The sequence below is a fragment of the Pseudomonas sp. SGAir0191 genome (assembly GCF_002812565.2).
GTDB lineage: Bacteria > Pseudomonadota > Gammaproteobacteria > Pseudomonadales > Pseudomonadaceae > Aquipseudomonas > Aquipseudomonas parafulva_B.
The window spans coordinates 3,070,220-3,094,734 of the sequence record NZ_CP025035.2 but is presented as its reverse complement, the minus strand read 5'-3'; the positions used below and the strand labels follow the sequence as shown (position 1 = coordinate 3,094,734).

General features: G+C 63.2%; 20 protein-coding genes. 6 read left to right on the top strand and 14 right to left on the bottom strand.

The window, feature by feature from the left end; genetic code table 11:
• The first annotated feature begins 75 nt into the window (after positions 1 to 75).
• Positions 76 to 1,869 carry a glycoside hydrolase family 15 protein gene (locus CWR53_RS13965; protein WP_058605041.1) on the top strand — a complete coding sequence of 598 codons (1,794 nt, stop codon included), beginning with the start codon at positions 76 to 78 and terminating at the stop codon, positions 1,867 to 1,869.
• Between the two features lie 147 nt (positions 1,870 to 2,016).
• Positions 2,017 to 2,637 carry a TetR/AcrR family transcriptional regulator gene (locus CWR53_RS13960; protein WP_078478331.1) on the top strand — a complete coding sequence of 207 codons (621 nt, stop codon included), beginning with the start codon at positions 2,017 to 2,019 and terminating at the stop codon, positions 2,635 to 2,637.
• Positions 2,638 to 2,933: 296 nt separating this feature from the next.
• Here CWR53_RS13960 and preA read toward each other — a convergent pair whose 3' ends face one another.
• From preA to hydA, 3 genes are all read right to left on the bottom strand, one after another.
• Positions 2,934 to 4,208: an NAD-dependent dihydropyrimidine dehydrogenase subunit PreA gene (preA, locus tag CWR53_RS13955; protein ID WP_058606159.1), complete on the bottom strand. Its 1,275-nt coding sequence runs from the start codon at positions 4,206 to 4,208 to the stop codon at positions 2,934 to 2,936.
• Positions 4,209 to 5,576 (bottom strand): NAD(P)-dependent oxidoreductase, encoded by a 1,368-nt coding sequence (locus CWR53_RS13950; RefSeq protein ID WP_100851876.1) that lies wholly within the window; start codon positions 5,574 to 5,576, stop codon positions 4,209 to 4,211.
• A gap of 139 nt (positions 5,577 to 5,715) precedes the next feature.
• Positions 5,716 to 7,155 (bottom strand): dihydropyrimidinase, encoded by a 1,440-nt coding sequence (gene hydA, locus CWR53_RS13945; protein ID WP_100851875.1) that lies wholly within the window; start codon positions 7,153 to 7,155, stop codon positions 5,716 to 5,718.
• Positions 7,156 to 7,493: 338 nt separating this feature from the next.
• On the opposite strand from hydA, the gene CWR53_RS13940 reads away from it, so the two are divergent.
• Both CWR53_RS13940 and CWR53_RS13935 read left to right on the top strand, forming a co-directional pair.
• A complete protein-coding gene (locus CWR53_RS13940; protein ID WP_100851874.1) occupies positions 7,494 to 8,984 on the top strand; it encodes an NCS1 family nucleobase:cation symporter-1 in 1,491 nt (496 codons plus the stop codon).
• 77 nt (positions 8,985 to 9,061) lie between these two features.
• Positions 9,062 to 10,345, top strand: coding sequence for a Zn-dependent hydrolase (locus tag CWR53_RS13935; protein WP_100851873.1), 1,284 nt, complete (start codon positions 9,062 to 9,064; stop codon positions 10,343 to 10,345).
• Positions 10,346 to 10,743: 398 nt separating this feature from the next.
• Here the strand turns inward: CWR53_RS13935 and CWR53_RS13930 are convergent, their stop codons facing one another.
• Both CWR53_RS13930 and CWR53_RS13925 read right to left on the bottom strand, forming a co-directional pair.
• Positions 10,744 to 11,703, bottom strand: coding sequence for an MBL fold metallo-hydrolase (locus tag CWR53_RS13930; protein ID WP_100851872.1), 960 nt, complete (start codon positions 11,701 to 11,703; stop codon positions 10,744 to 10,746).
• 30 nt (positions 11,704 to 11,733) lie between these two features.
• On the bottom strand, positions 11,734 to 12,294 hold the full coding sequence (locus CWR53_RS13925; RefSeq protein WP_058603477.1) for a lipocalin family protein: 561 nt from the start codon (positions 12,292 to 12,294) through the stop codon (positions 11,734 to 11,736).
• Between the two features lie 180 nt (positions 12,295 to 12,474).
• Here CWR53_RS13925 and CWR53_RS13920 point away from each other — a divergent pair, with 180 nt between their 5' ends.
• Together CWR53_RS13920 and nudC are read left to right on the top strand one after the other, a co-directional pair.
• On the top strand, positions 12,475 to 13,287 hold the full coding sequence (locus CWR53_RS13920; RefSeq protein ID WP_100851871.1) for a crotonase/enoyl-CoA hydratase family protein: 813 nt from the start codon (positions 12,475 to 12,477) through the stop codon (positions 13,285 to 13,287).
• A 35-nt stretch (positions 13,288 to 13,322) separates the two neighbouring features.
• Positions 13,323 to 14,156: an NAD(+) diphosphatase gene (gene nudC, locus CWR53_RS13915; RefSeq protein WP_058603475.1), complete on the top strand. Its 834-nt coding sequence runs from the start codon at positions 13,323 to 13,325 to the stop codon at positions 14,154 to 14,156.
• Positions 14,157 to 14,222: 66 nt separating this feature from the next.
• On the opposite strand, the gene CWR53_RS13910 is transcribed toward nudC, so the two are convergent.
• The 9 genes from CWR53_RS13910 to CWR53_RS13870 all read right to left on the bottom strand — a co-directional run bounded on the left by CWR53_RS13910 (position 14,223) and on the right by CWR53_RS13870 (position 24,426).
• On the bottom strand, positions 14,223 to 15,002 hold the full coding sequence (locus tag CWR53_RS13910; RefSeq protein ID WP_058603474.1) for a TSUP family transporter: 780 nt from the start codon (positions 15,000 to 15,002) through the stop codon (positions 14,223 to 14,225).
• Positions 15,003 to 15,135: 133 nt separating this feature from the next.
• Positions 15,136 to 16,509: a glutamine synthetase family protein gene (locus tag CWR53_RS13905; protein WP_100851870.1), complete on the bottom strand. Its 1,374-nt coding sequence runs from the start codon at positions 16,507 to 16,509 to the stop codon at positions 15,136 to 15,138.
• Between the two features lie 81 nt (positions 16,510 to 16,590).
• Positions 16,591 to 18,561 (bottom strand): DNA topoisomerase III, encoded by a 1,971-nt coding sequence (locus CWR53_RS13900; RefSeq protein WP_100852656.1) that lies wholly within the window; start codon positions 18,559 to 18,561, stop codon positions 16,591 to 16,593.
• A gap of 299 nt (positions 18,562 to 18,860) precedes the next feature.
• Positions 18,861 to 19,295, bottom strand: coding sequence for a GNAT family N-acetyltransferase (locus CWR53_RS13895; protein WP_058603472.1), 435 nt, complete (start codon positions 19,293 to 19,295; stop codon positions 18,861 to 18,863).
• A complete protein-coding gene (locus CWR53_RS13890; protein WP_058603471.1) occupies positions 19,288 to 20,454 on the bottom strand; it encodes a cupin domain-containing protein in 1,167 nt (388 codons plus the stop codon). Before CWR53_RS13890 ends, CWR53_RS13895 begins: the two co-directional genes overlap by 8 nt.
• 81 nt (positions 20,455 to 20,535) lie before the next feature.
• Entirely contained in the window at positions 20,536 to 21,906 is a 1,371-nt protein-coding gene (gene purB, locus CWR53_RS13885) for an adenylosuccinate lyase (protein WP_023534849.1), read from the bottom strand.
• Between the two features lie 273 nt (positions 21,907 to 22,179).
• Positions 22,180 to 22,806, bottom strand: coding sequence for a high frequency lysogenization protein HflD (gene hflD, locus CWR53_RS13880; RefSeq protein ID WP_058603470.1), 627 nt, complete (start codon positions 22,804 to 22,806; stop codon positions 22,180 to 22,182).
• The gene (mnmA, locus tag CWR53_RS13875) at positions 22,803 to 23,927 is read right to left on the bottom strand and encodes a tRNA 2-thiouridine(34) synthase MnmA (protein WP_058603469.1); all 1,125 of its coding nucleotides are present in this window, start codon (positions 23,925 to 23,927) and stop codon (positions 22,803 to 22,805) included. The genes hflD and mnmA overlap by 4 nt, the downstream gene beginning before the upstream one ends.
• A 58-nt stretch (positions 23,928 to 23,985) precedes the next feature.
• The gene (locus CWR53_RS13870) at positions 23,986 to 24,426 is read right to left on the bottom strand and encodes an NUDIX hydrolase (RefSeq protein ID WP_100851869.1); all 441 of its coding nucleotides are present in this window, start codon (positions 24,424 to 24,426) and stop codon (positions 23,986 to 23,988) included.
• Positions 24,427 to 24,515 lie beyond the last annotated feature (89 nt).

Here is a 24,515-nt window from a genome sequence, read left to right as displayed (position 1 = left end):
TCCGATCGCGTGGTGCTGGGCCTGTCAGTGAAGGCAGGCTCGGCACAATGGACGCACTGAATTTCTGGAGTCTCGATGCCTGCCCATATTGAAGATTATGCCCTGCTGGGCAATTGCCGCAGCGCAGCCCTGGTCAGCAGCGACGGCTCGCTCGATTGGCTGTGCCTGCCGCGTTTCGATGCGCCAGCGGTGTTCGCGGCCTTGCTGGGCAACGAGGAAAATGGCCGTTGGCGCCTGGCGCCTTCGGACCCTGTGATAGAACGCACCCGGCGCTACCTGGACGACACGCTGGTGCTTGAAACCGTCTGGGTCACGGCCTCGGGAAAGGCGCGGGTGCTGGACTTCATGCCCTTGGGTGACGAGAACGCAGTGGTGCGCATCGTCGAAGGCCTTTCGGGGCAGACCACGTTCGAAATGGACCTGGTGATGCGCTTTGACTACGGGCGCAGCGTCCCTTGGGTGGAGCGGCTCGACCCGCTGACCCTCAGCGCGGTGGCAGGCCCGGACCGCTTGATCCTGTCCTCGACCGTGGCGCCCCATGCCCGCGATCACCACACGGTGGCGCGTGTGCGGGTAGGTGAGGGCGAGCGGCATGTGTTCAGCTTGCGTCATCACCCGTCCCACCTGCCGGTGCCCGCCGAACAGGACATCGATGCCTGCCTCAAGGCCACCGTGGATCAGTGGCAGGTCTTCGCAGCCAAGTGCCCCGACGTGGGACCGTACACGGCCCTGGTGCGGCGCTCGTTGCTGGTGCTCAAGGCCATGACCTATGCCCCCACGGGCGGGATCGTGGCGGCAGTGACGACTTCGTTGCCTGAGCGCGTGGGCGGTGAGCGTAACTGGGACTACCGCTTCTGCTGGCTGCGCGATGCCACCATGACCTTGCTGGCCTTCATGAACCTGGGCTACTTCGAAGAAGCCCAGGCCTGGCGCGAATGGTTGTTGCGTTCGGTGGCGGGCAACCCGGAGCAGATGCAGATCATGTACGGCTTGGCCGGTGAGCGTGATCTTCAGGAATACACCTTGCCCTGGCTGGCCGGTTACGAGCACTCCCAGCCGGTGCGGGTGGGCAACGCAGCCGCCGCGCAGACCCAGCTGGACATTTACGGTGAGCTGGCCGACGCCATGAGCCAGGCCATCCGCGGCGGTCTGCCCAGGCACCCGCGCAGCGCGGCCATTAGCCGGGTGATCATGCCGTACCTGGAAAGCATCTGGCGTGAACCTGATGAAGGCATCTGGGAAGTGCGCGGTGGTCGGCAGCATTTCGTGCACTCCAAGGTCATGGCCTGGGTGGCGTTCGACCGTGCCGCAGGGCTTGCCGACACCACCGAGGAGGACCGTGAACGGGGCCTTCACTACCGGCAGGTCGCCGATCAGATCCGCCGCGAAGTGTGCGAGCAGGGCCTCGATGCCCAGGGCCAGCACTTTGTGCAGGCCTACGGTTCTTCAGAGATGGATGCCAGCCTGCTGCACATCGCGCTGACCGGCTTTCTGCCGGCCCATGACCCGCGCTTTCTGCGCACCCTGGCCCAGATCGAAAAACGCCTGCTGCACAACGGCCTGTTGCTGCGCTACGACACCGACAGCTGTACCGATGGCCTGACGGCAGGCGAGGGTACGTTCCTGGTGTGCTCCTTCTGGCTGGCCGACGTGTACGTGCTGCTGGGGCGCCAGGACGAAGCGCATGCGCTGTATCAGCGGCTGACAGACCTGTGCAACGATGTGGGCCTGTTGGCCGAGCAGTATGACCCGGTAGGCAAGCGCATGCTGGGCAACTTCCCGCAGGCGTTCAGTCACATCGGCATCATCAATACCGCGCTCAACCTGCACCGTGCGCAGTGCCCTGCGCGTGTGCGCGCCAGTGCCTGAAGCTTGGCAGCCGGCGCTTGCGCCGGCTGGTGGTTTCGCTGCGCAAGCGGAGTAGACTACGGGACATTTGCGAGAGTACGGAGCAACCATGGGCATTGGCGGTATGGATTGGCAGATCGACAACATCCAGTTCACGGTCAGCGCTTGATGGCCAACCACAAGATTGAAATCCGTCGTCGCAACATCGAGAAGATTCTGCAGGCCGCCGAGCGTGTGTTCGCCGAAAAGGGCTTCGCTGCCACGTCCATGGGCGACATTGCCGAGCAGGCGCAACTGCCGCGCTCGAACCTTCATTACTATTTCAAGACCAAGGACGACCTGTTTCGTGCGGTATTGCAGGACTTGCTTGAAGTCTGGAAACAAGATGCCCTGAGTTTCGAGCACTTCGATGACCCCCGCGTCGTGTTGACCAGCTACATACGCGCGAAGATGGCACACTCCCGTTCACGGCCGCTGGGCTCGAAAATCTGGGCCGAGGAGATGCTGCACGGTGCGCCGGTGCTCAGGGCCAACCTGGATGAAAGCCTGGTGCCCTGGGCCAGACTCAAGGAAGCCAAGATCCGCCGCTGGGTGGAACAGGGGCGCATTCTGCCAGTGCAGCCGTCGGCGCTGCTGTACATGATCTGGGCATCGACCCAGCATTATGCCGACTTCGGGTACCAGGTGGCCTTGCTCAACGACGGCGAGCCGCTGTCCGACCGGGATTTCGAAAGCGCCGTGCAGACGGTGACCAGCGTAATCCTGAGGGGCATTGGGTTGGAGCCTTGAGCGAACTACCATGCAGGGCTGAAATGGTGGGGCCGCTACGCGGCCCATCGCGGCACTAGGCCGCTCCTACACTGGATTCGATAGCCTCCAGATCTGATAGAAAGCGGATGCCTTCTCGAACTTTGGAAATCCAACGTTGCGCTGCAGATACCCCTTGTAGGAGCGGCCTAGTGCCGCGATGGGCCGCGTAGCGGCCCCACGATTTCAGCCTTAATTACAATCATCAAGCCCATGTACGCCGCTACGCGACGGATCCGGCGCCTGGCGAAACTGCGCCTGCATTCACACTCCCACCCTCAGCCAGCCTCCCGATAGGGGTTACGCGGGTCCTGCGTCCAGTTCAGGTACGGCTTGCCAGTGTCCTGCGCAACCATCTCGATGCAGTCTTCCACGGGGCAGGTGATCTGGCACAGGTTGCAGCCCACGCATTCTTCCTCGATCACGCTATAGGCATGGGTCCCGTCGGCCTTCACCGTACTGGCGATGGCCTGGTGCGAGGTGTCCTCGCAGGCGATGTGGCACCGGCCGCAACCAATGCAAGCATGCTGATCGATGTGCGCGATGGACTTGTAGTTAATGTCCAGGTACTTCCAGTCGGTGGTGTGGCCGACCGCCTGGCCTCGGAAGTCCTCAAGACGGGCATGCCCATGCTGATCCATCCACCGTGCCAGGCCGTCCTTCATGTCCTCGACGATGCGAAAGCCATGCAGCATGGCGGCCGTACAGACTTGCACCGCGCCGCTGCCCAGAGCCACGAACTCGGCAGCGTCACGCCAATTGCCAATACCGCCGATCCCGCAGATCGGCAAGCCTTGGGTGGCGGGGTCGCGGGCGATTTCCGCGACCATGTTCAGCGCGATGGGTTTGACGGCCGAGCCGCAGTAACCCCCGTGCGTGCTCTGGTCGCCGACGATCGGGTGGGCCACCATGCGGTCCAGGTCCACGCTGGTGATGGAGTTGATGGTGTTGATCAGCGACACCGCATCGGCGCCACCCCGGTGCGCGGCTCGGGCCGACTGACGAATGTCGGTGATGTTGGGGGTAAGCTTGACGATCACCGGCAGCGAGCAGTAGGTCTTGCACCAGCGCGTGACCATCTCCACATACTCAGGCACCTGGCCCACCGCCGCCCCCATGCCACGCTCGGGCATCCCGTGGGGGCAGCCGAAGTTCAGCTCGATGCCATCGGCCCCGGTGGCCTCGACCAGCGGCAGGATGAATTTCCACGATGCCTCCTCGCACGGCACCATCAGCGACACGATCAGTGCCCGGTCCGGCCAATCCTTCTTGACCTGGGTGATCTCCCGCAAGTTGATCTCCAATGACCGATCGGTGATCAACTCGATGTTGTTGATGCCCTGAACCAGGCGGTTGGCGCCAAAGTGCGCCGAATAACGCGACGAGACGTTCACCGCTGCAGGGTCTTCCCCCAGGGTTTTCCAGACCACGCCACCCCAGCCCGCTTCGAAGGCGCGTACCACGTTGTAGGCCTTGTCGGTGGGCGGGGCGGAGGCCAGCCAGAAGGGATTCGGGGCGCGAATGCCGGCGAAGACGATAGACAAGTCAGCCATTTACGCGGCCTCCACATTGAGCATGAGTTGGGCATGGATGGCCTGGGCCGCCACCTTGCCATGTTGTACGGCCTGTACGGTGAGATCCTGGCCCAGGGCAGTGCAGTCACCGCCGGCATACACGCCCGGTAAGCTGGTCTGCATGCACTCATCGACGCGGATGCGCTCCCCATCGCGGGCCAGTTGCGCGGCGACCGGGTCAGCCAGGCTTTGGTCTTCCAAGCGCTGCCCGATGGCCTTGAAGATCGCGTCGGCAGCCAGTTCGAAGGTTTCCCCGGTATCACCCAGGCGACCGTCCACCATCGCCGTGCGCGCGAAGCGCATGCCGCGTACGTTGCCATCGTCGCTCAGCAGTACGGCGTCGGGACGCGCCCAGGTGTGCAGGCGCACCTGGTTGGCCTTGGCGATGGCTTGCTCGTGGCCCGTGGCGCCCATGTCGGGCGCCCCACGGCGATACACCAGGTTGACGTCGCGTGCCCCCAGGCGGCTCATCTGCACGGCCATGTCGATCGCCGTGTTGCCGGCGCCGATCACCAGGCAGCGGTCGGCCAAAGGCAAGCGGCTGAGGTCATCCGCCTGGCGCAGCTCGCGGATGTAGTCGGTGGCAGCCAGCAGGCCCGGCGCCTGCTCATCGGGCAGGCCCAGTTGCCGCACGGCACTGAGCCCAAGGCCGAGAAACACGGCATCGTACTGGTCCCGCAAGTCACCGAGCCTCAGGTTGCTGCCCAGGCGCTGGTTGTAGCGGATCTCGATACCACCGATGCCCAGCAAAAACGCCACTTCACGCTGGGCGAAGTCATCCACCAGCTTGTAGCGGGCAATGCCGTACTCGTTCAGACCGCCCGGTTTTTCACTGGCTTCGAAGATGACTACATCGTGCCCGTGCATGGCCAGGCGATGTGCGCAGGACAAGCCCGCCGGGCCGGCGCCGACCACGGCGATACGCTTGCCGGTCGCCACAGAGCGCTGGAAGGGATGCCCGCTGAACTGGGCGTTGTCCAGGGCATAGCGCTGCAACTGACCAATCAGCACCGGCGCGCATTCCTGCGCGTTGTTGCGCACGCAGGCCTGTTCGCAAAGGATTTCGGTCGGGCAGACACGGGCGCAGCTGCCACCCAGGATGTTGGCCGACAGAATCCGTTCGGCAGCACCTTCCAGGTTTTCATCACTGATGCGGTGGATGAAGGACGGAATGTCGATGTCGCTGGGGCAGGCGTTGATGCACGGGGCATCGTAGCAGTACAGACAGCGCGCGCTCTCCACGGCGGCCTGGCGCGCGGTCAGTGGTGGAACCAAGTCGCTGAAATGCTCGGCCAGCTGGTCGCTACCGGCCCCAGGGCGCGGCAAATGGTTCAGTGCGTCGATCACGGTGGTAGCCTCTCTTTCTTGTCGTGGGCTTGAAAGGGTGGAGCGCAGGCGGCCCCGCTCACCGGCACGCCGTGCTCCAGGCACGGGTTGGCCTGACGAGTCGGTCTTGCAATGAAAGCCGGTCGATCAGTGTCAGCGGCTAGCGGGGCACGGGGATGGGCCGATGGTGGTCGGCCCGACGCTCGAGCAGTTCGTACACCGACGGGTAGGCCGGGCGTTCGACATACCGTCCGGCACCGACTTCGGCGCGCAAGTCACCGTCGGCCCACACCACCTTGCCCTGGCTGATGGTGTGGCTGGGCACGCCGCGCACGGTGCGGCCTTCGAAGATGTTGAAGTCCACCTGCTGGTGATGGGTCTTGGCCGACAAAGTGCGCGTGCCCTGTGGGTCCCACAGCACCAGGTCGGCGTCGGCGCCGACACGAATGGCGCCTTTGCGTGGGAACAGGTTGAAGATCTTCGCCGTGTTGGTGGACGTGACGGCGACGAATTCGTGCATCGACAGGCGACCTGTGTTCACACCGGCATCCCACAACACCGCCATGCGGTCCTCGATACCGGCCGTGCCATTGGGAATGCGGCTGAAGTTGTCGCGTCCCATGGCCTTCTGCTCGGCGCAGAAACAGCAATGGTCGGTGGCGGTGGTGTGCAGGTTGCCTGACTGCAGGCCGCGCCACAGCGCCTCTTGGTGTTCACGCGGTCGGAAGGGCGGGCTCATCACATAGCCTGCTGCCGTGGCCCAGTCCGGGTCGCGGTAGACGCTGTCGTCCAGCAGCAGGTGGCCAGGCAAGACCTCGCCGTAGACCGGCTGCCCCTTGCCGCGAGCGTAGGCAATCTCATCCAGCGCCTCGCGGCTGGAGACATGCACCAGGTACAACGGCGTACCGAGGGTTTCTGCGATACGGATGGCGCGGCTGGCCGCTTCGCCCTCGACCTGGGGCGGACGTGACAACGGATGCGCCTCAGGCCCTGTCATGCCCTGGGCCAGCAACTTGCGTTGAAGGTGATCCACCAGCTCGCCGTTCTCGGCGTGCACCGTGGGCACGGCGCCCAGTTGCAGGCAGCGCTCGAAGCTGGCGACCAGGGTGTCGTCAGCGGCCATGATGGCGTTCTTGTAAGCCATGAAGTGTTTGAAACTGTTCACCCCATGGTGGGCAACCAGCTCACCCATTTCCTCGGCTACCTGGTCGCTCCACCAGGTGATGGCCACGTGAAAGCCGTAATCGCTGGCGCTCTTCTCTGCCCATCCGCGCCAGGTGTGAAACGCCTCCATCAACGACTGCTGGGGATTGGGGATCACGAAATCAATGATGGAGGTGGTACCGCCTGCCAGCCCGGCGGCGGTGCCGCTGAAAAAGTCCTCGCTGGCCACGGTGCCCATGAATGGCAACTGCATGTGGGTATGCGGGTCGATCCCGCCGGGCATCAGGTACTGGCCGCTGCCATCGAGCACTTTGCAACCGGCCGGTGGGTCGAGGTCTTGGCCGATGGCCTGGATCAGGCCGTTTGCACACAGGACATCGGCGCTGAAGCTTTCTTCGTGGGTGACCACGGTGGCGCCACGGATCAACAGGGACATGCCGTTTTCCTCGCAGGCTGACCGGTCTGTGCCGGTTCTTGGAATTGTGTAGGCCAGGGTGGCAGGAGAGATCCTGTCATCGCTGACAAGATTCGAGGCTAGATGCAGATTCTGGATTCAGCAAGAAATAAATCACACGGAATTTGTGGTTTTTAACCTGCTGATTAATAAGGAAATAAAACTGAGGGTGGCTCTAGCATAGGTGTTTCGGATCATGCTGACGAACTTGACAAGATCAAAATTTGGTCGAAATTTCTATCCACATTCTGCGTGTGTACTCCGGCCATCGACTCGCCCCGATGAGCGAACAATTACAACAACATTCTGGAGAAGGCCCCATGCAACAGAGCAGATCGCACGTGGTTGATCGCAACGGCCTGGTAGAGCTGTGCGAAGGCGCCGACGTGCTCGACAGCCCGCGCTACAACCCCGACATCGCTCCCACCAAGGTGCATCAGCGCACCTGGAACAGGTGGCACATCACCGCCCTGTGGGTAGGCATGTCCATCTGCGTGCCTACCTATACCCTGGGCGGGGTTCTCACGGCATATTTCGGCCTGAGCGTGGGTGAAGCGCTGCTGGCCATCTTGCTGGCCAACCTCATTGTGCTGATTCCACTGACGCTCAACGCCTTTCCTGGCACCAAGTACGGCATACCCTTCCCGGTGCTGCTGCGTGCATCCTTCGGCATCCTGGGTTCCAACGTGCCTTGCCTGGTGCGAGCGGTGGTCGCCTGCGGCTGGTTCGGGATCCAGACGCTGTTCGGCGGGCTGGCGATTCATCTGTTTCTAGGCTCGGTATTCGAGGGCTGGAAGGCCCTGGGCGGCACCGGCGAGGTGATCGGTTTCGTGATTTTCTGGTGCCTGAACCTATGGGTGGTGCTGCGCGGCGCCGAATCGATCAAGTGGCTGGAAACCTTGTCCGCACCTTTGCTGGTATCGGTGGGTATCGGGCTGCTGGTGTGGGCGCTGCCGCACATGTCCATGACCGAGCTGTTGGCCCAGCCACCGAAGCGTCCGCAAGGGGCCAGCGTGGTGGGTTACTTCTGCGCAGGGCTCACTGCCATGGTGGGCTTCTGGGCCACCCTGTCGCTGAACATCCCGGACTTCAGTCGTTATGCCCGTAGCCAGAAGGACCAGATTCTGGGGCAAATATTCGGCCTGCCCCTGACCATGTTCCTGTTCGCCTCGCTGGGTGTGGTGTTGACGGCGGCCTCGGCCTCGCTGGTGGGCGAGACCGTTTCCGACCCGGTGACGCTGATCGGCAAGATTCAAAGCCCCTTCTGGGTAGCGCTGGCCATGGCCCTGATCGTGATCGCTACCTTGTCCACCAACACGGCGGCCAACATCGTCTCGCCCACCAACGATTTCCAGAACATTGCCCCGCGCTTGATCGGCCGCAGCCGGGCGGTGTGGCTGACCGGGTTCATCGGGCTGGCGCTGATGGGCCACGAGCTGCTCAAGAAGCTGGGCTGGATCGTTTCCGACATCAGCCTTGAAAGCGTCTATTCCAACTGGTTGCTGGGGTATTCCAGCCTGCTGGGGCCCATTGCCGGGATCATGGTGGTGGATTATTTCCTGGTCCGGCGTCAGTACCTGGACCTGGCCGGGCTGTACCGCGATGACGTCTATCCCGCCTGGCACTGGCCCGGCTTTGCGGCCTTTGCGTTGCCCGTGGCGCTCACAGTAATGGCCATTGGCAACAGTCACTTCAGTTGGTTCTACGACTATGGCTGGTTCACCGGCTCGCTGCTTGGCGCTGGCTTGTATTACGTCTTCGCCGCCATGGCCGCCCGCAGCTCGGCGCGCATGGCCAAGCCTTTGCCTTGAGTAACCTGCTCGTCGCAGTGCGGGCAGGCCCGCGCCGTGGCTTACACATCCGACAAGAAAAGCCTGAGGAGAAACCTATGACCCGCGCTCAAGACGTTCTTCAATCGACTGCCCGGCATGTCGATAGCGCACGCTTGTGGCAATCGCTCATGGACTTGGCGCGCCTGGGCGCCACGCCCAAGGGTGGCGTCTGTCGCCTCGCCCTGACCGACTTGGATCGACAGGCCCGTGACCTGTTCGTGCAGTGGTGCGAAGCGGCGGGGTGCACGGTGACGGTCGACGGGGTGGGTAATCTGTTTGCCCGTCGGCCAGGGCGCAACGCAGCGCTGCCGCCGGTGATGACGGGCAGCCACATCGACACCCAGCCCACCGGTGGCAAGTTCGATGGCTGCTACGGGGTCATGGCTGGGCTGGAGGTCATCCGCACCCTCAACGACCTGGGCGTTGAAACCGAAGCACCGCTGGAAGTGGTGGTATGGACCAACGAGGAAGGCTCGCGCTTTGCGCCGTGCATGATGGGCTCGGGGGTCTTTGCCGGCAAGTTCAGTCTCGAGCAGACGCTGGCAAAACGCGATGCCCAAGGGATCAGCGTGGGCGAAGCGTTGAATGAAATCGGCTACGCCGGGAGCCGGGCGGTGACGGGCCACCCGGTGGGGGCGTATTTCGAAGCCCACATCGAACAAGGCCCGATCCTGGAAGACCAGGCCAAGACCATCGGCGTGGTGCTCGGCGCCCTGGGCCAGAAATGGTTCGACCTGACGTTGCGTGGGGTGGAGGCCCATGCCGGGCCAACACCCATGCACCTGCGCAAGGATGCCCTGGTCGGCGCCGCTGCCGTGGTCGAAGCGGTCAACCGCGCCGCCCTGGGCCACCAGCCTCACGCCTGCGGTACGGTGGGCTGCCTGCAAGCCTATCCTGGCTCGCGCAATGTGATTCCAGGCGAAGTGCGCATGACCCTGGATTTGCGTCACCTCGAGGGGGACCGGCTAGAGGGAATGATTGCCGAGGTCCGCAGCGTGATCGAACAGACCTGCGAACGGCATGGGCTGACGTATGAGCTGGTGCCCACCGCAGATTTTCCGGCCTTGTATTTCGACGACGGCTGCGTGGGTGCGGTACGTGAGTCGGCCCAGGCACTGGGTTTGCCGCACATGGATATCGTCAGCGGGGCAGGGCACGACGCGATCTTCCTGGCTGAACTTGGGCCCGCTGGCATGATCTTCGTGCCGTGCGAAAACGGCATCAGCCATAACGAAATCGAGAACGCTACGCCAGAGGATCTGGCGGCGGGGTGTGCCGTGCTGCTGCGCGCCATGTTGGCGGCGTCCGAAGCGGTGGCCAAGGGGCGAATGGCGGCTTAGCTGCGGGGCTGTTCACGCTGTTGTGGACGCTGTGGACGCTATAGCAGTCTGGTTGACAGGCGCTGCGAGGATGAAGCTGTGGGCGGTGGGGCGGTCTCTGGGTTTCAGCTTCGCGGTTTACATTGCCGGGTCCGCTGCGCGACCCATCGCGGCACGAGGCCGCTCCCACAACGGGTAGCGGTGCTTGCAGAAATGTGAGGACTACGCTGATCCATTGTGGGAGGCCGCTCCCACAACGGGTAGCGGTGCTTGCAGAAATGTGAGGACTACGCAGATCCATTGTTGGGGGGCCTAGTGCCGCGATGGGCCGCGCAGCGGACCCCACGATCCATAATTCACCCAGGAAGTCCAAGGCGGCTCATACCCATACCAATACCACCCGGGCACATGCAGGCCGCTCAATCGACTGGCAACAAAACACCCTCACGCCCCAAATGATACCGCTGAAGGTCCACGGCCAACGTGAGGTTACCAGCATAATGCAAGGCAGCCTCTTGCCTTACGTCATCAATCGACGGGCTGCGCCGATTGTCAGCCTGGTAGCGCGCACTGAAGTGCGTCAGCACCAGGTTACGCACCCCGGCCGCTTCGGCAAACCGAGCCACTGCCGCCGCAGTACTGTGGCCATACGTCACGCCGGATCGCTCCACCGCAGGTTGCGTAAAGGTCGCCTCGTGCACCAGCACATCGGCACCTGCCGCTGCCTCGGCCAGCAGTTCGGGCGTGTCGTTGTCGCCGCAGATTATGATGCGGCGGGCAGCTCGACCAGGCTGAAGGTAGTGCGCCGCTTGCAGCTCACGACCTTGGTGATTCACTGCCAGGCCTTTCGCCAGCGCCCCCCACAGCGGCCCACGAGGCACGCCTTCGGCGTCAAGGCGCCTGCTGTCCAGCCGTGGCTCGGGGCAGCGCTCCTCGAAGAGGTAGCCCACGCTAGGCACGCGGTGCGACAAAGTGACGGTGCTCACCGTTACGGCCGCGTTGTGCCAGCCACTGAACTCTTCGACGGGCAACAGCCGCAGATCGAAGGACAGATGACTGTCGGTAACCGCCAAACTGACGCGCACCCAATCGTGCAAGGCCCGGGGCAACACCACATCTAACGGTTGGCGCCGCCCGTTCATGCTTGCACTGGCCAGCAGGCCGGGCAAACCCAGGCAGTGGTCGCCATGTACATGGGTGATGAAGATGCCGCCCAGGTCCTGGGTCGACAGCGGTGTGTGCAGCAGACGATGCTGAGTGCCCTCACCGCAATCGATCAAGTACCAGCGTTTACCCGTCGTCTCCAGCAGCGCCGTTGCGCTGACGTTGCGGGCCTTGGTCGGGGCACCGGCGCTGGTGCCCAGAAACAGCAGGTCCATGTTCACTCCTTGTCATGCGCCATCAAAGTCTTATTCGACGCCTGTGCTGTCAGCCTGGCGCCAGACCAGTTTGCTGGTGTCATAGCCTTGCTCGCGGGCAATGTCCAGCAGTTGGTCACGGGTCTTGTCCGGAATGGCCGGGGTGCGGGACAGCAGCCACAGGTACTCGCGGTTAGGATGGCCGACCAGCGCTACGCGGTAGTCCTTGTCGTGATAGAGCACCCAGTACTCACCCTTGGTCAGGTCAGGCGCCAGACGGCTGAACCAGTTGTCGAAGCGTACCCAGAGCTTGTCGGTGCTGCCCGGCTGCTGAGCTTCGGCGATACCCTTGGCCTCGTTCCACTGGCCGTCTTTCTCCCTGCAGCGGTTGGTCACATCGATTCGGCCATCGGTGCGCAGGGCGTAGTGGGCTTCTGATTGCACACAGTTGCGCTGGAAGAACATCGGCAACCTTGCCAGCTCGTACCAGGTGCCCTGGTAGCGTTGCAGGTCCACCTGCTGCGTGCGCGGTGGGGCAGGGTGATCATTGCCGGCGCAGCCAACCAGGGCAAGGGCCATGCAGGAAAGCATCAATGCCTTGCGTATCGCCATTGTGTTTCTCCTGAGAGTGAGTGCTTACACAGATTCGATGCCTGCCTTGAGCAAAAGTTGTACGCGCGTTGCCAGGCCTGGACCGTCCGCCCGTTCCGGCAGTCCCGCTTTTGGCAGACGCACGGCAACCGGGCTGCGCTACCATCGCTGTCATTGCCAGAGCCCACAGGAGTGTCGCCCGTGACCCAGTACAGCGCGTTCAAGGTTGAGCTGAACGAGAACATTGCCCACGTTCAGATCAACCGCCCGGAAAAACTCAACGCCATGAATGCCGCGTTCTGGGAGGAAATCATCGAGATCTTCCAGTGGGTGGATGACACCGACGCGGTACGGGCCGTGGTCATCAGCGGCGCTGGAAAACATTTCTCGGCCGGTATCGACCTGGCCATGCTAGCCTCGGTCGCGGGGCAGATGGGCAAGGACCCTTCGCGCAACGCCCGCACGTTGCGCAAGACCATCCTGAGCCTGCAAGCCTCGTTCAACGCCGTCGACCGCTGCCGCAAGCCCGTGGTGGCAGCGGTGCAGGGCTACTGCATCGGCGGGGCCATCGACCTGCTGTCAGCCTGCGACATGCGCTATTGCAGCCGTGACGCCCAGTTCTCCATCAAGGAAATCGACATGGGCATGGCCGCGGACGTCGGCACACTGCAGCGTTTGCCACGCATCATCAACGACGGCATCATGCGGGAACTGGCCTACACGGGACGCACCGTCGAAGCCGAAGAGGCGCTGCGCATCGGCCTGGTGAACCGGGTCTACGATGACCAGGCCGCCTTGCTCGAAGGTGTGTTCGCCATTGCCCGGGACATCGCAGCCAAATCACCGATCGCCGTGGCGGGTACCAAGCACATGCTCAGCTACATGCGTGATCACCGCATCGACGACGGCCTTGAGTACATCGCCACCTGGAATGCGGCGATGTTGCAGTCCGAAGACATGCGCCTGGCCATGGCTGCACACATGAACAAACACAAACCGTCGTTCGCCGACTGACAGAGTCGACGGGCGCACCTCACAGGAATGCCCTTATGTCAGCACGCTGGACGACCGCAGTACTCGACCCGCAAACGCCCGCCGGACTGGCCGTGGCCCACAGCCCGGAGGGTTTTCTGGTTGGGGAAGAGGGCGCGTTGTTCCAGCGCGACTGGCTCAAGCGCCAGGGGCTGGATGTGCTGTGCGAGCATGGCATCGGCCACTTCGACGGCCAGCCGGTGTTTCTACTTGAGCTCGCCAAGGCCGCCCAAATAGCCGGTTGCAGCTGGCGCGGCCTGCGCACGTTCATGCTCGAAGGGGATGCCGAGACCTACACGGTCCTGGGTTATGCCGCGCAGATCGGCACTTGGGCGCGCGAACATCGGTTCTGCGGCAGTTGCGGCCAGCCCATGTCGCAAATTCGCTGGGAGCGCGCCATGCACTGCAGCGCGTGCGACCTGCGCAGCTACCCGCGCATCTCGCCCAGCATGATCGTGTTGATTACACGGGGCGACGAGGTTCTGCTGGCGCGCTCGCCGCGTTTCGTGGCAGGTGTGTACAGCACCCTGGCAGGCTTCGCCGAACCCGGCGAGTCGGCCGAAGACTGCCTGGTGCGCGAGGTGCGCGAAGAGGTGGCGCTGGAGGTCAAGAACATCCAGTACGTGGGTAGCCAGTGCTGGCCCTTCCCGCACTCGATGATGCTGGGCTTTCATGCCGAATACGCCGCTGGCGACATCGTCATGCAGCCGGATGAAATCGAGGACGCCCGCTGGTTCAATGTGCACGACCTGCCGCCGCTGCCGGCGGGGCGGTCGATTGCCCGTTACCTGATCGACCTGTACGTAGCCCGCCGACTGGGCCATGCCGAACCTGCTTTCCCCGGACAGTGACCGATCAGGCCCGCTCCAGAGGGCGCGGCTCCTAACCCGTTATGCGTGCAGTCTCTGGCTGGCGTATCACGCTTGGCCAAACCAGTGCTGCCAGGCCAGGCGCACGGTCAGGGCCAGCACCACGGTGATGAACACAGGGCGGATGAACTTGCTGCCGCCGCTGATCGCCGTTCTGGCGCCGAAGAAGGCGCCGACCATGACCGACAGGCCCATGCACAGGCCGACGATGTAGTCCACCTGCCCGGAAATCACGAACACCGTCAGGGCTGCGATGTTGCTGACGAAGTTCATGCTGCGGGCCACGCCACTGGCGCGAACCAGGTCGATGGGATAGAGCAGCAGGGTACTGACCGTCCAGAACGCACCTGTACCCGGCCCAGCCACGCCGTCATAGAAACCCAGGGTCAGGCCTTGCGGCAGCTGCCACTTCTTGCGAATCGGGGCATCGGCGTCCAGTGGCGCCTTTGGCGTACCGCCGAACAACAGGTACAGGCCGCAGGCGAACACGATCACCGGCAGCATCTTGTTCAACCATTCGGCGGGCATGTAGTGGGCAACGACCGCCCCTAGCAGGGCCCCGGCCAAGGTGCCGAACAGGGCACGACGCCACTGCACCGGGTGAAAGAGCTTGCGCCTGTAGTACGTCAGGCCGGCCGTGGCCGAGCCGAACGTGGAGCTGAGCTTGTTGGTGCCCAGTACCAGGTGAGGCGGCATGCCGGCTGTCAGCAGGGCGGGCGTGGTCAGCAGGCCGCCGCCGCCAGCGATGGCATCGATGAAACCGGCGACGAAAGCGACCACTGCCAGGATGAGCAGGGTCAAGGGTTCTACGGTAAGTTCGAAAGGCATGGGAATCTGGCAGGCAATGTGACGGTATGCGACAAAACGCCGCGCGATAAGCGGGACATGTTAATACCCCTACCGTGCAAGTGCCAACGCGGGTGTTGATCGAGGTACCCGCGCCAGCACGATACCGCCGTGATCACAGAAACCAGCGGTACTCGCGAGCACTGATCTCATGCATGAACGCCAGGTGGTCCTGGCGCTTGTTTTCGCAGTACACCTTAACGAATTCGGCCCCCAAGCCTTCGATCACCGCAGGCGCGTGCTGCATGGCCGTCACTGCGCTGAGCATGTCCTTGGGAAAGTCGATGCCGCTGGTGCGGTCGTCGTTCAACGGTGCGATGGGTTCCTGCGCGGCGTCAAGGCCCTGTTCCAGGCCGCACAGGATAGCGGCCAGCACCAGGTAGGGGTTGGCATCGGCGCCGGCCAGACGATGTTCGATGCGCAAGTTGCGGGCATCGGATTCGGGGATGCGAATACAGGCATCGCGGTCTTCGTACCCCCAGCTGGCCCGGCTGGCGGCGTTGACCATGGCGCCGTAACGGCGAAATGCATTGTGGTTGGCGGCGAAGATTGGCATGCAATAGGGCAGCAGAGACAGGCATCCGGCTACTGCATGGCGCAGCGGACGCTGACCATCAGCGGCCAGCAGGTTGTTGCCTCCCTCGTCATACAGGCTGACATGCACATGCATGCCACTGCCGGGCGCATGCAGGTAGGGTTTGCTCATGAACGAGGCGCGGTGGCCGTGCTTGCGCGCGACACCGCGCGTACTACGGCTGAACAACGCCGCCCAGTCCGCCGCTTGCAGCCCGTCGGTGCAGTGTCCGAAATTGATTTCGAACTGGCCTGGCCCCAGCTCGGCGGTGATGACGTTGGCATCCACGCCCTGCACGTTGGCTGTGGCAACCATGTCATGCAGTACGTCTGCGAAGCGGCTCAAGCGCTCGATGTGCAAGTTGGGCTGGTCGTCCTCATCGGCGCTCAGCGGGTCGCGAGGAAACTGCGGCAGGCCCGCTTTGAGCGCGCGGTCGAACAGATAGAACTCCAGCTCGAACGCCACGACCGGATGAAGCCCGCGGCGTGCCAGGCGTTGCAGAACACGCGCCAGCACCTCACGAGGCTCGAACGCGATGGGCGCTGGCGTTGCATCGCTGCTGATCAGCATCTGCCCCAAGGGCTGCGCTTCCCATGTGACGGGCTTCAATGTGCCGGGCACCAGCCGGCGCAGGGCGTCAGGGTCGCCGTCGTTGAAGCAGTAGTCGCCGATCTGGAACAGGCCACCCTGGGTGCCGAGTAGCACCGCGTTCTGGGGCAGTTTGAGCGGGCTACCGGCGGCGACCTTCTCAAGCATGTCGATCGGGTAGCGCTTGCCATAGAAATGGCCTGGGATGTCGAGGCTGATCAGGTCGACATGGCGCACGTCGGGATACCGGGCACGAAAGGTGCGAACTTCAGCGAGTACATTCGGGAAGCTCGTTTGCGCAGGCGTGCGTTCCGAGTCCAGGCTCATGGGCGACTCCACAGTGAAACAGGTCCAGGGAAATCTAGCAGATGCCGCCCAATCCGCCCGCTATAGCCTGCACCCACAGGTTTATGTGGGCTTCTTTCTCGGTTGCCTGCTTTTACTTGCGCCACTTTTGGCGCCTGTTGCCTTGCCTGACATTGATCGGGCCTTACCGCTGCTTCTGCGCTTTTTCTTCCAGGGCGGGGCAGCGCCCGCCGCCGGCCCAGTAATGGTCATGCGCAGACCGCGGCAACGTTCTACCAGCTTGCCCATCCAGGCCGATTGCCGGGCCACGAATTCTTCCAGGCTCATGTCGCCGCTTTGCACCATGTCCAGTGCCTGCTCCCAGATGGCAGTGGTGCCGGGGTCGGCGATGGCGCGGGGTACGGCGTCGATCAGGCTGAAAGCGGCAGGCGTTGCTGCCAGCGCCTTGCCACTTTTGACCAGGTAACCTCGGTCCAGCAGGCCCTGGATGATGCTGGCACGGGTGGCCTCGGTACCGATCCCAGTGGTTTCCTTGAGCTTTTGCTTAAGCCGAGGGTCGTCCACCAGCTTGGCCACGTTCTTCATGGCCTTGATCAGGTCGCCTTCGGTGAAGGGCTTGGGTGGTTGGGTCCACAGGTCTTTGAGCTGGACATCCTGGACCGCGCAGGCTTGGCCTTCGCGCAACGTTGGGAGTACCTGGGGCGGGGCGGCTTCGCGGCCCTTGGCTGGCGTCAAGGCTTCTGGCAGGGCGCGACGCCAGCCTGGCTCGACGATCTGCTTACCCACGGCGCGCAAGGCGTGGCCTGCGCAGTCGAAGTCTGCCTGGGTGCGGTCGTATTCATGGTGGGGTAGAAACTGTGCCAGGTAGCGCGCACGGATCAGGGTGTACACCGACTTGTGCTTGGCTGGCAGGCGCCCTGGGTCGCTGGCGGCGACCGTCGGTATGATGCCGTGGTGGGCACTGACCTTGGTATCGTTCCAGGCACGTGAACGGCGCTGGGGCTCAAGATGAGGTTGCAAGGGGGCCAGGCTGGCATCGGCCCGCTGCAGCGCCGCCAGAATGGCCGGCGCTTCCCCGTGCTGGCTCAGCGGCAGGTAACCGCAGTCGCTGCGCGGGTAGGTGATCAGCTTGTGGGTCTCGTAGAGTGCCTGGGCGATATCCAGGGTTTCCTGAGCGCCCAGGCCGAACTTTTTCGAGCACAGCTCTTGCAGGGTACCGAGGTCAAAGGGCAGGGGTGCGGCTTCGCGTACACGTTCCGTTGTAACTTTAACGGCCTGGGCGACACCGGCCTGCTCGATGGCGGCAGCTGCCTGCTGCGCCAATGCCTGGTTCAGGCAGCGACCCTGGTCGTCGCAGGCATCCTCCGGCGCCCGCCACTGGGCCATGAACGCCTGGTTGGCGTGGCTTAGACGGACATCGATGGCCCAGAAGGGCACGGGTACGAACTGTGCGATGCTGCGGTCTCGGTCCACTACCAGGCGCAGGGTCGGCGTTTGCACGCGACCCACCGGGAGTACGCCCTGGTAGCCGGACTGACGCCCCAGCAGAGTGAACAGCCGGCTCATGTTCATCCCGATCAGCCAGTCGGCACGTGAACGGCCCAGCGCCGAGTGGTAAAGGTTGAAGGTTTCCTGCCCCGGCAGCAGGCGGGCCAGCGCCTTGCGAATCGACGCATCATCGAGCGCGGACAACCAGAGGCGTTGTATCGGGCCACGGTAGCGACAGTGTTCGACCAACTCGCGGGCAATCATTTCGCCTTCGCGGTCGGCATCGGTTGCAATGACCAACTCGCGGGCTTCGCCCAACAAACGCTTGACCGCCTTGTACTGGCTGGCGGTCTTGGGCTTGACCAGCATCTTCCACTGTTGCGGGATGATCGGCAGGTCGGCCAGGGTCCAGCGCTTGTAGCGCTCGTCATAGCTGTCGGGTGGGGCCGTTTCCAGCAGATGGCCAATGCACCAGGTCACGCACACGTCGGTGCCTTGCCAACAGCCATCGCCTTTGCGATTGGCGCCGAGCACTTTGGCGATGTCTTTTGCCTGGGAGGGTTTTTCACACAGAAACAGCCGCATGGCCACTGACGCTTCATCGATGGATATGAGCGCTAGGATGCGGGTGCGCAACGAAGTAGGCAAGTTTTATGTGGATGGATGTACAGTGCAAGGCGTATCCGGATGTGCCGGCCGATAAGAGCCGGCACAGGATTGGCGCGATATCAGCGCGATTGAATACGACTACCGGTCAGCCTGCGGCCGGCAAGCAGCTTCTGACTGGGACACGTGGGCACGTGAGCTCGAGCCGCTCCCGTATGGACAAGAGCGGCAATCACCCCAGCACGCCGTGATTCAGACGCACGCAGGCCTGACACGTTTCACGAAGGCAAGTGCGACTCGCGCACCATGTCTACGTGAGGGATGCCGGCTTCGAGAAACTCCTCGCTGACCACTTTGAAGCCCAGCCGCTCATAGAACGGTGTGGCGTGCACCTGCGCGCTTAGCCGTTGCGGCTTGAGGTCACGGCCTTGCGCTTCGGTGATGACGGCATTGACCAGCGCGTCGCCCACTTTCAAGCCGCGCCAATCCTTGAGCACCGAGATTCGGCCGATGGTGCCATCGGCGAGCAAGCGCGCGGTGCCGATCGGGTAGTCGCCCTCCAGAGCCAGGAAATGCAAGGCATCCTGGTCTTCGGAGTCGAACTCCAGTTCGACCGGGATGTGCTGCTCGGCGACGAACACCGCTTCACGGATGCGGCGAATGTCGGCGTTGTCCTTGACCCAATCGGCCAGGCGCACCCGAATCTTATTCATCGGCGAAACCCAGGCTGCCTTGCTTGACCAACTGCTGGATCAGCATCACTGCATCTTCATCCTGCAACCACTGGCCGAGATTCTCGATATGCAAGGCGTCGGCAGCACATACCAGCTTGAGCAGGTCGCGCAGCTTTCCAGGCAGCGGGCAGCTACGTCCGCTGGCGAACAGCAACAAATCGCTCTCGAACTCGGACCAGGCCATGCGGGCGCTCGGGTTGCGAATCAGGATGGCGCCCTGCTGCAAGGCGTTGAGCAGTTCCTGCTCGGACAATTCTTCGCCAACGATCTGCTCCGGATAACGCGGCTCGGTCATGAACTGGCCAAACCAGGTCAACAGCAAATCCTTGTCCCCCATGTGCTTGTCCAGCAGGGCCTTGAGGCGGTCCAGGGCATCATGCTGGATCTGGTGAGGGTCGCTGACCGGCTGTGCATCGGCGTCGCTGTAGCGCTCTTCGTCCGGCAGGAACTGGCCGAGGAAGTCGGTGAAGTGGGTGAGCACCTCGGCGGCGCTCGGTGCGCGGAAACCGACCGAGTAGGTCAGGCAATCGTCCACGGCAACCCCGTAGTGAGCCAGGCGCGGCGGCAGGTACAGCATGTCGCCAGGCTCCAGGGTCCACTCGCCGCTTTGCTCGAAATCGGCCAGGATGCGCAGATCGCTGTGTTCGAGCAGGGCGCTGTCACTGTCGCACATCTGCCCGATCTTCCAGTTGCGCTGCCCATGGCCTTGCAGCAGGAACACGTCGTAGTTGTCGAAGTGCGGACCAACGCTGCCGCCGGGGGCTGCGAAGCTGATCATGACGTCGTCGATGCGCCAGCTGGGCAGGAAGCGGAAGTTCTCCAGCAGCTCTGCAACTTCCGGTACGAACTGGTCTACGGCTTGTACCAGCAGCGTCCAGTCCTGTTCTGGCAGCTCGGCAAACGTGTCCTCGTTGAACGGGCCGCGGCGCATCTCCCACGGGTGCGCGCCGTGCTCGAGCACGATACGGGACTCGACTTCATCCTCCAGCGCCAGGCCGGCCAGCTCGTCCGGATCGATCGGGCTGATGAAATCGGGGAATGCCTGGCGCACCAGCAGCGGCTTTTTCTGCCAGTAGTCGCGCATGAATTCACGGGCCGTAATGCCGCCCAGCAGCTGCAGTGGAGTATCAGGATTCATCTTCAACCTATTGAAAAAACGTAATTTTCAGACGGGAATAAAAACGCCCGGCCAGGCCGGGCGTTGGGCGCAGAGCGCGCGTTAGACGCGTTTTGCCTGCGCTGCCGCGTTACCGATGTAGGTAGCGGGGGTGAGTTGCTTGAGTTCGGCCTTGGCTTCGGCGGGCATGTCCAGCCCATCGATGAAGCTGAGCAGGGCGTCTGGCGTGATGCCCTTACCGCGGGTCAGCTCCTTGAGCTTCTCGTAGGGGTTCTCGATGTTGAAGCGACGCATGACGGTTTGGATCGGCTCGGCCAGCACTTCCCAGCAGGCATCCAGGTCGGCGGCTATGCGGGCATGGTTCACTTCGAGCTTGCCGATGCCTTTGAGGCTGGCTTCATACGCGATGACGCTATGGGCAAAGCCCACGCCCAGGTTGCGCAGCACGGTGGAGTCGGTCAGGTCACGTTGCCAGCGCGAAACCGGCAGCTTGCTGGCCAGGTGCTGGAACAGGGCGTTGGCGATGCCCAGGTTGCCTTCGGAGTTTTCGAAGTCGATGGGGTTGACCTTGTGCGGCATGGTCGAAGAGCCGATTTCGCCGGCAACGGTCTTCTGCTTGAAGTAGCCCAGCGAAATGTAGCCCCACACGTCCCGATCGAAATCGATGAGGATGGTGTTGAAGCGCGCGATGGCGTCGAACAGCTCGGCGATGTAGTCGTGCGGCTCGATCTGGGTGGTGTAGGGGTTGAACTGCAAGCCCAGCTCGTCTTCGATGAAGGCGCGGGCGTTCTGCTCCCAGTCAATCTGCGAGTAGGCCGACAGGTGGGCGTTGTAGTTGCCCACGGCGCCGTTGATCTTGCCCAGCAGCGGCACGGCAGCGACCTGGGCGATCTGGCGTTCCAGGCGGTACACGACGTTGGCCAGCTCCTTGCCGAGGGTAGTCGGGGAGGCAGGCTGGCCATGGGTGCGCGAGAGCATCGGCACGTCGGCGTGGGCATGGGCCAGGGCGCGAATGGCGTCGGCGATCTGGCGCATCAGCGGCAACAGCACCTCGTCACGGCCGGCGCGCAGCATCAGGGCGTGGGACAGGTTGTTGATGTCCTCGCTGGTGCAGGCGAAGTGGATGAATTCGCTGACCTTGGCCAGCTCAGGCAGCTGGGCGGCCTGCTCCTTGAGGAGGTATTCGATCGCCTTGACGTCGTGGTTGGTGGTGCGCTCGATTTCCTTGACTCGCTCGGCGTGCTCGAGCTTGAAATCGGTGGCCAGATTGTCCAGCAGCGCGTTGGCTTCGGCGGAGAACGCCGGCACTTCGCTGATCTGCGGGTGGGCGGCCAGGCGCTGCAACCAGCGCACTTCGACCAGGGCGCGGAAACGGATCAGGCCGAATTCGCTGAAGATGGGGCGCAAGGCCTGGGTTTTGCCGGCGTAACGGCCGTCTACAGGGGAAACCGCAGTGAGCGAAGAAAGCTGCATGGGGTGTTCTCGGACAGTCAGGCTTTTGGAGGGCGCATATCATACATGAAAAATGCGCTGGAGTCGGGGGGCTGACCAAAGGTTGCTTGAATCTGCTCGGTTTGCTGAGCGGGCGCTGCACCGATTCGGTAGCGGGGACGCCGGCATAAACTCATCGCTATCAGCGCGCGCTGGGGCTGCCGTGCAGCCCATCGGGGCACAAGGCCCCCCTATAAGGCGTGTGGTCAGCCAGGAGCGTTTGCGTCTGCGCATCAGAGCGTTTGCGCGCCGGTTTCAGGGCGCTGTGCGCATCATGTCGTAAAGCTCGTTGAGCAATTTGCGCCGGCTGAACACCAATTGCCAGCGGTGCCCGCCCAGCTGACGCCATAGCCGTGCAGCGCGGATACCGGCCAGGAGCAACGCACGGATCTTGGAGGCGTTGTTGGGCTGTTGCAGGAAGCGCATGTCGCCGTGCACCTGGATGCGCTGACGCAAGGTGCTCAAGGTGTCCTGGTACAGCGCGCCGCTCGACGCGATGACGTTCTCGTGCGCCAGGCCGAAGTGATCGGCCTGGGACTGGATCTGCGGCAGGCGGTTGCCGATGGTCTCGAGCAGGTCGCCGCGCTTGTTCAACTGCCGCTCCAGGCCCAGCATTGACAAGGCATAACGCAAAGGCTCGCGCTGCAGGCTGCTGGGGTCGCGCTCCAGCGCCCCGACCAGTGCGCGGTAACCGTCGCGCAAGTTCAGGTCGTCGCCACCGAATACCTCCAGCGTATCCTTGGGGTCGCGCACCAGCAGGCTGCCCAGCATGCAGCCGATATCGGCTTCGCTGGCCTGCCCGGTACGGGCGATGCGGTCCACCAGCACGGCCGCCTGGAACACGCCACCCAGCGCGATCAACTGTTCCTGCACGCGGTTCACGAGCGTGGGCTCCAGGGCTCGGCTGCTTCGATCACACCGCCGCCCAGGCAGACCTCGCCGTCATAGAACACCACCGACTGGCCAGGCGTAACGGCGCGCTGCGGCTCATCGAACACGGCCCGATAACCAGTGGCCGTGCGGTGAAGGGTGCACTGCTGGTCGTGTTGTCGGTAGCGAACCTTGGCAGTGAGCTGGCGTGGGCTGTCGAGGTCGACCGGGTTCACCCAGAAGATTTCGGAAGCCAGCAGGGCGCGGGAGAACAACCAAGGGTGTTCATTGCCTTGGCCGACCACGAGCACATTGCGGGTCAGGTCCTTGTGCAGTACATACCAAGGCTCGTCCCCGGCATCCTTCAGACCGCCGATACCCAGGCCCTGGCGCTGGCCAATGGTGTGGTACATGAGGCCATGATGGCGACCGATCACGTCACCGTCGGTGGTTTCGATGTCGCCGGGTTGGGCCGGCAGGTACTGCTTGAGGAAGTCGCTGAAACGCCGCTCACCGATGAAGCAGATGCCGGTGGAGTCTTTCTTCTTGGCTGTGGCCAGGCCGTGTTTCTCGGCAATGGCGCGCACCTCGGGTTTTTCCAACTCACCCACCGGGAACAAGGTGCGGGCGATTTCCTTGCCGCCCACGGCATGCAGGAAATAGCTCTGGTCCTTGTTCGGGTCCAGGCCTTTGAGCAATTGGGTCAGCTCGCCCGTGTCGCGGCGGCGCACATAGTGACCGGTGGCGATCAGGTCGGCGCCCAGGGACAGGGCGTAGTCCAGGAAGGCCTTGAACTTGATCTCGCGGTTGCAGAGGATGTCGGGGTTCGGGGTGCGGCCGGCCTTGTATTCCTCAAGGAAGTGCTCGAACACGTTGTCCCAGTACTCGGCCGCGAAATTGGCGGTGTGCAGGGTGATGCCGATGCGGTCGCAAACAGCCTGGGCATCTGCCAAGTCTTCACGGGCAGTGCAGTATTCGGTGCCGTCGTCCTCTTCCCAGTTCTTCATGAACAGCCCTTCCACCTGGTAGCCCTGCTCCATGAGCAGAAGGGCGGAGACGGAAGAGTCCACGCCGCCGGACATGCCGACGATGACGCGGGTCTTGGCGGGGTCTTTGAGTGCTGGGCTGGTCATGGTTACCGATGTAGATCAAGAGGAAAAACGCCGATACTACCAAACCCGCAGCGGCGCGTCAGTCGCGCAGCAGGTCGAGGCTATGCAGCGGGCCTTGCAGGTAGTCGTCAAGGCAGCGTGGCACCAGTTCACTGCGCCAGCGCGCGGGGTCGGCGAGCAGCTCGTCACGCGTCAGCCACAAGGCGCGCTCGATATCGCTGTCCAGGGGGCTGTCGACCCGATGACGGACCGGGCGGGCGGCAAAGCAGATGCGCTGGTAGGTCACGCCGTTGCTCGGGGCCGTATACAGGTAGATGCCAACCAGTCCGGTCAGCTCGACTTCCCAAGCCGTTTCTTCCAGGGTTTCACGCAGCGCCGCCTGGGCCAGGGTTTCATTGGATTCCAGGTGACCGGCAGGCTGGTTGAAAACATGTTTCCCGGCCTTGAACTCTTCGACAAACAGAAACCTGCCGTTGTCTTCGACAACGGTGGCGACGGTGATATGGGGGTGCCAGGTCATGCAATGCTCCAGGGTGAGCGAGTTGGCCGTTCTGCGGCCCAGAAAGCACGAACCCCGGTGCGTGGCCGGGGTTCGTGGGTTACGTCAAG

What these genes read in the sequence shown, in the direction of transcription:
- CWR53_RS13965 (WP_058605041.1), top strand. Translation starts at nt 76, where the DNA reads ATGCCTGCCCATATTGAAGATTATGCCCTGCTGGGCAATTGCCGCAGC.
- CWR53_RS13960 (WP_078478331.1), top strand. Translation starts at nt 2,017, where the DNA reads ATGGCCAACCACAAGATTGAAATCCGTCGTCGCAACATCGAGAAGATT.
- preA (WP_058606159.1), bottom strand. Translation starts at nt 4,208, where the DNA reads ATGGCTGACTTGTCTATCGTCTTCGCCGGCATTCGCGCCCCGAATCCC.
- hydA (WP_100851875.1), bottom strand. Translation starts at nt 7,155, where the DNA reads ATGTCCCTGTTGATCCGTGGCGCCACCGTGGTCACCCACGAAGAAAGC.
- CWR53_RS13940 (WP_100851874.1), top strand. Translation starts at nt 7,494, where the DNA reads ATGCAACAGAGCAGATCGCACGTGGTTGATCGCAACGGCCTGGTAGAG.
- CWR53_RS13935 (WP_100851873.1), top strand. Translation starts at nt 9,062, where the DNA reads ATGACCCGCGCTCAAGACGTTCTTCAATCGACTGCCCGGCATGTCGAT.
- CWR53_RS13930 (WP_100851872.1), bottom strand. Translation starts at nt 11,703, where the DNA reads ATGGACCTGCTGTTTCTGGGCACCAGCGCCGGTGCCCCGACCAAGGCC.
- CWR53_RS13925 (WP_058603477.1), bottom strand. Translation starts at nt 12,294, where the DNA reads ATGGCGATACGCAAGGCATTGATGCTTTCCTGCATGGCCCTTGCCCTG.
- nudC (WP_058603475.1), top strand. Translation starts at nt 13,323, where the DNA reads ATGTCAGCACGCTGGACGACCGCAGTACTCGACCCGCAAACGCCCGCC.
- CWR53_RS13910 (WP_058603474.1), bottom strand. Translation starts at nt 15,002, where the DNA reads ATGCCTTTCGAACTTACCGTAGAACCCTTGACCCTGCTCATCCTGGCA.
- CWR53_RS13905 (WP_100851870.1), bottom strand. Translation starts at nt 16,509, where the DNA reads ATGAGCCTGGACTCGGAACGCACGCCTGCGCAAACGAGCTTCCCGAAT.
- CWR53_RS13900 (WP_100852656.1), bottom strand. Translation starts at nt 18,561, where the DNA reads ATGCGGCTGTTTCTGTGTGAAAAACCCTCCCAGGCAAAAGACATCGCC.
- CWR53_RS13895 (WP_058603472.1), bottom strand. Translation starts at nt 19,295, where the DNA reads ATGAATAAGATTCGGGTGCGCCTGGCCGATTGGGTCAAGGACAACGCC.
- CWR53_RS13890 (WP_058603471.1), bottom strand. Translation starts at nt 20,454, where the DNA reads ATGAATCCTGATACTCCACTGCAGCTGCTGGGCGGCATTACGGCCCGT.
- purB (WP_023534849.1), bottom strand. Translation starts at nt 21,906, where the DNA reads ATGCAGCTTTCTTCGCTCACTGCGGTTTCCCCTGTAGACGGCCGTTAC.
- mnmA (WP_058603469.1), bottom strand. Translation starts at nt 23,927, where the DNA reads ATGACCAGCCCAGCACTCAAAGACCCCGCCAAGACCCGCGTCATCGTC.
- CWR53_RS13870 (WP_100851869.1), bottom strand. Translation starts at nt 24,426, where the DNA reads ATGACCTGGCACCCCCATATCACCGTCGCCACCGTTGTCGAAGACAAC.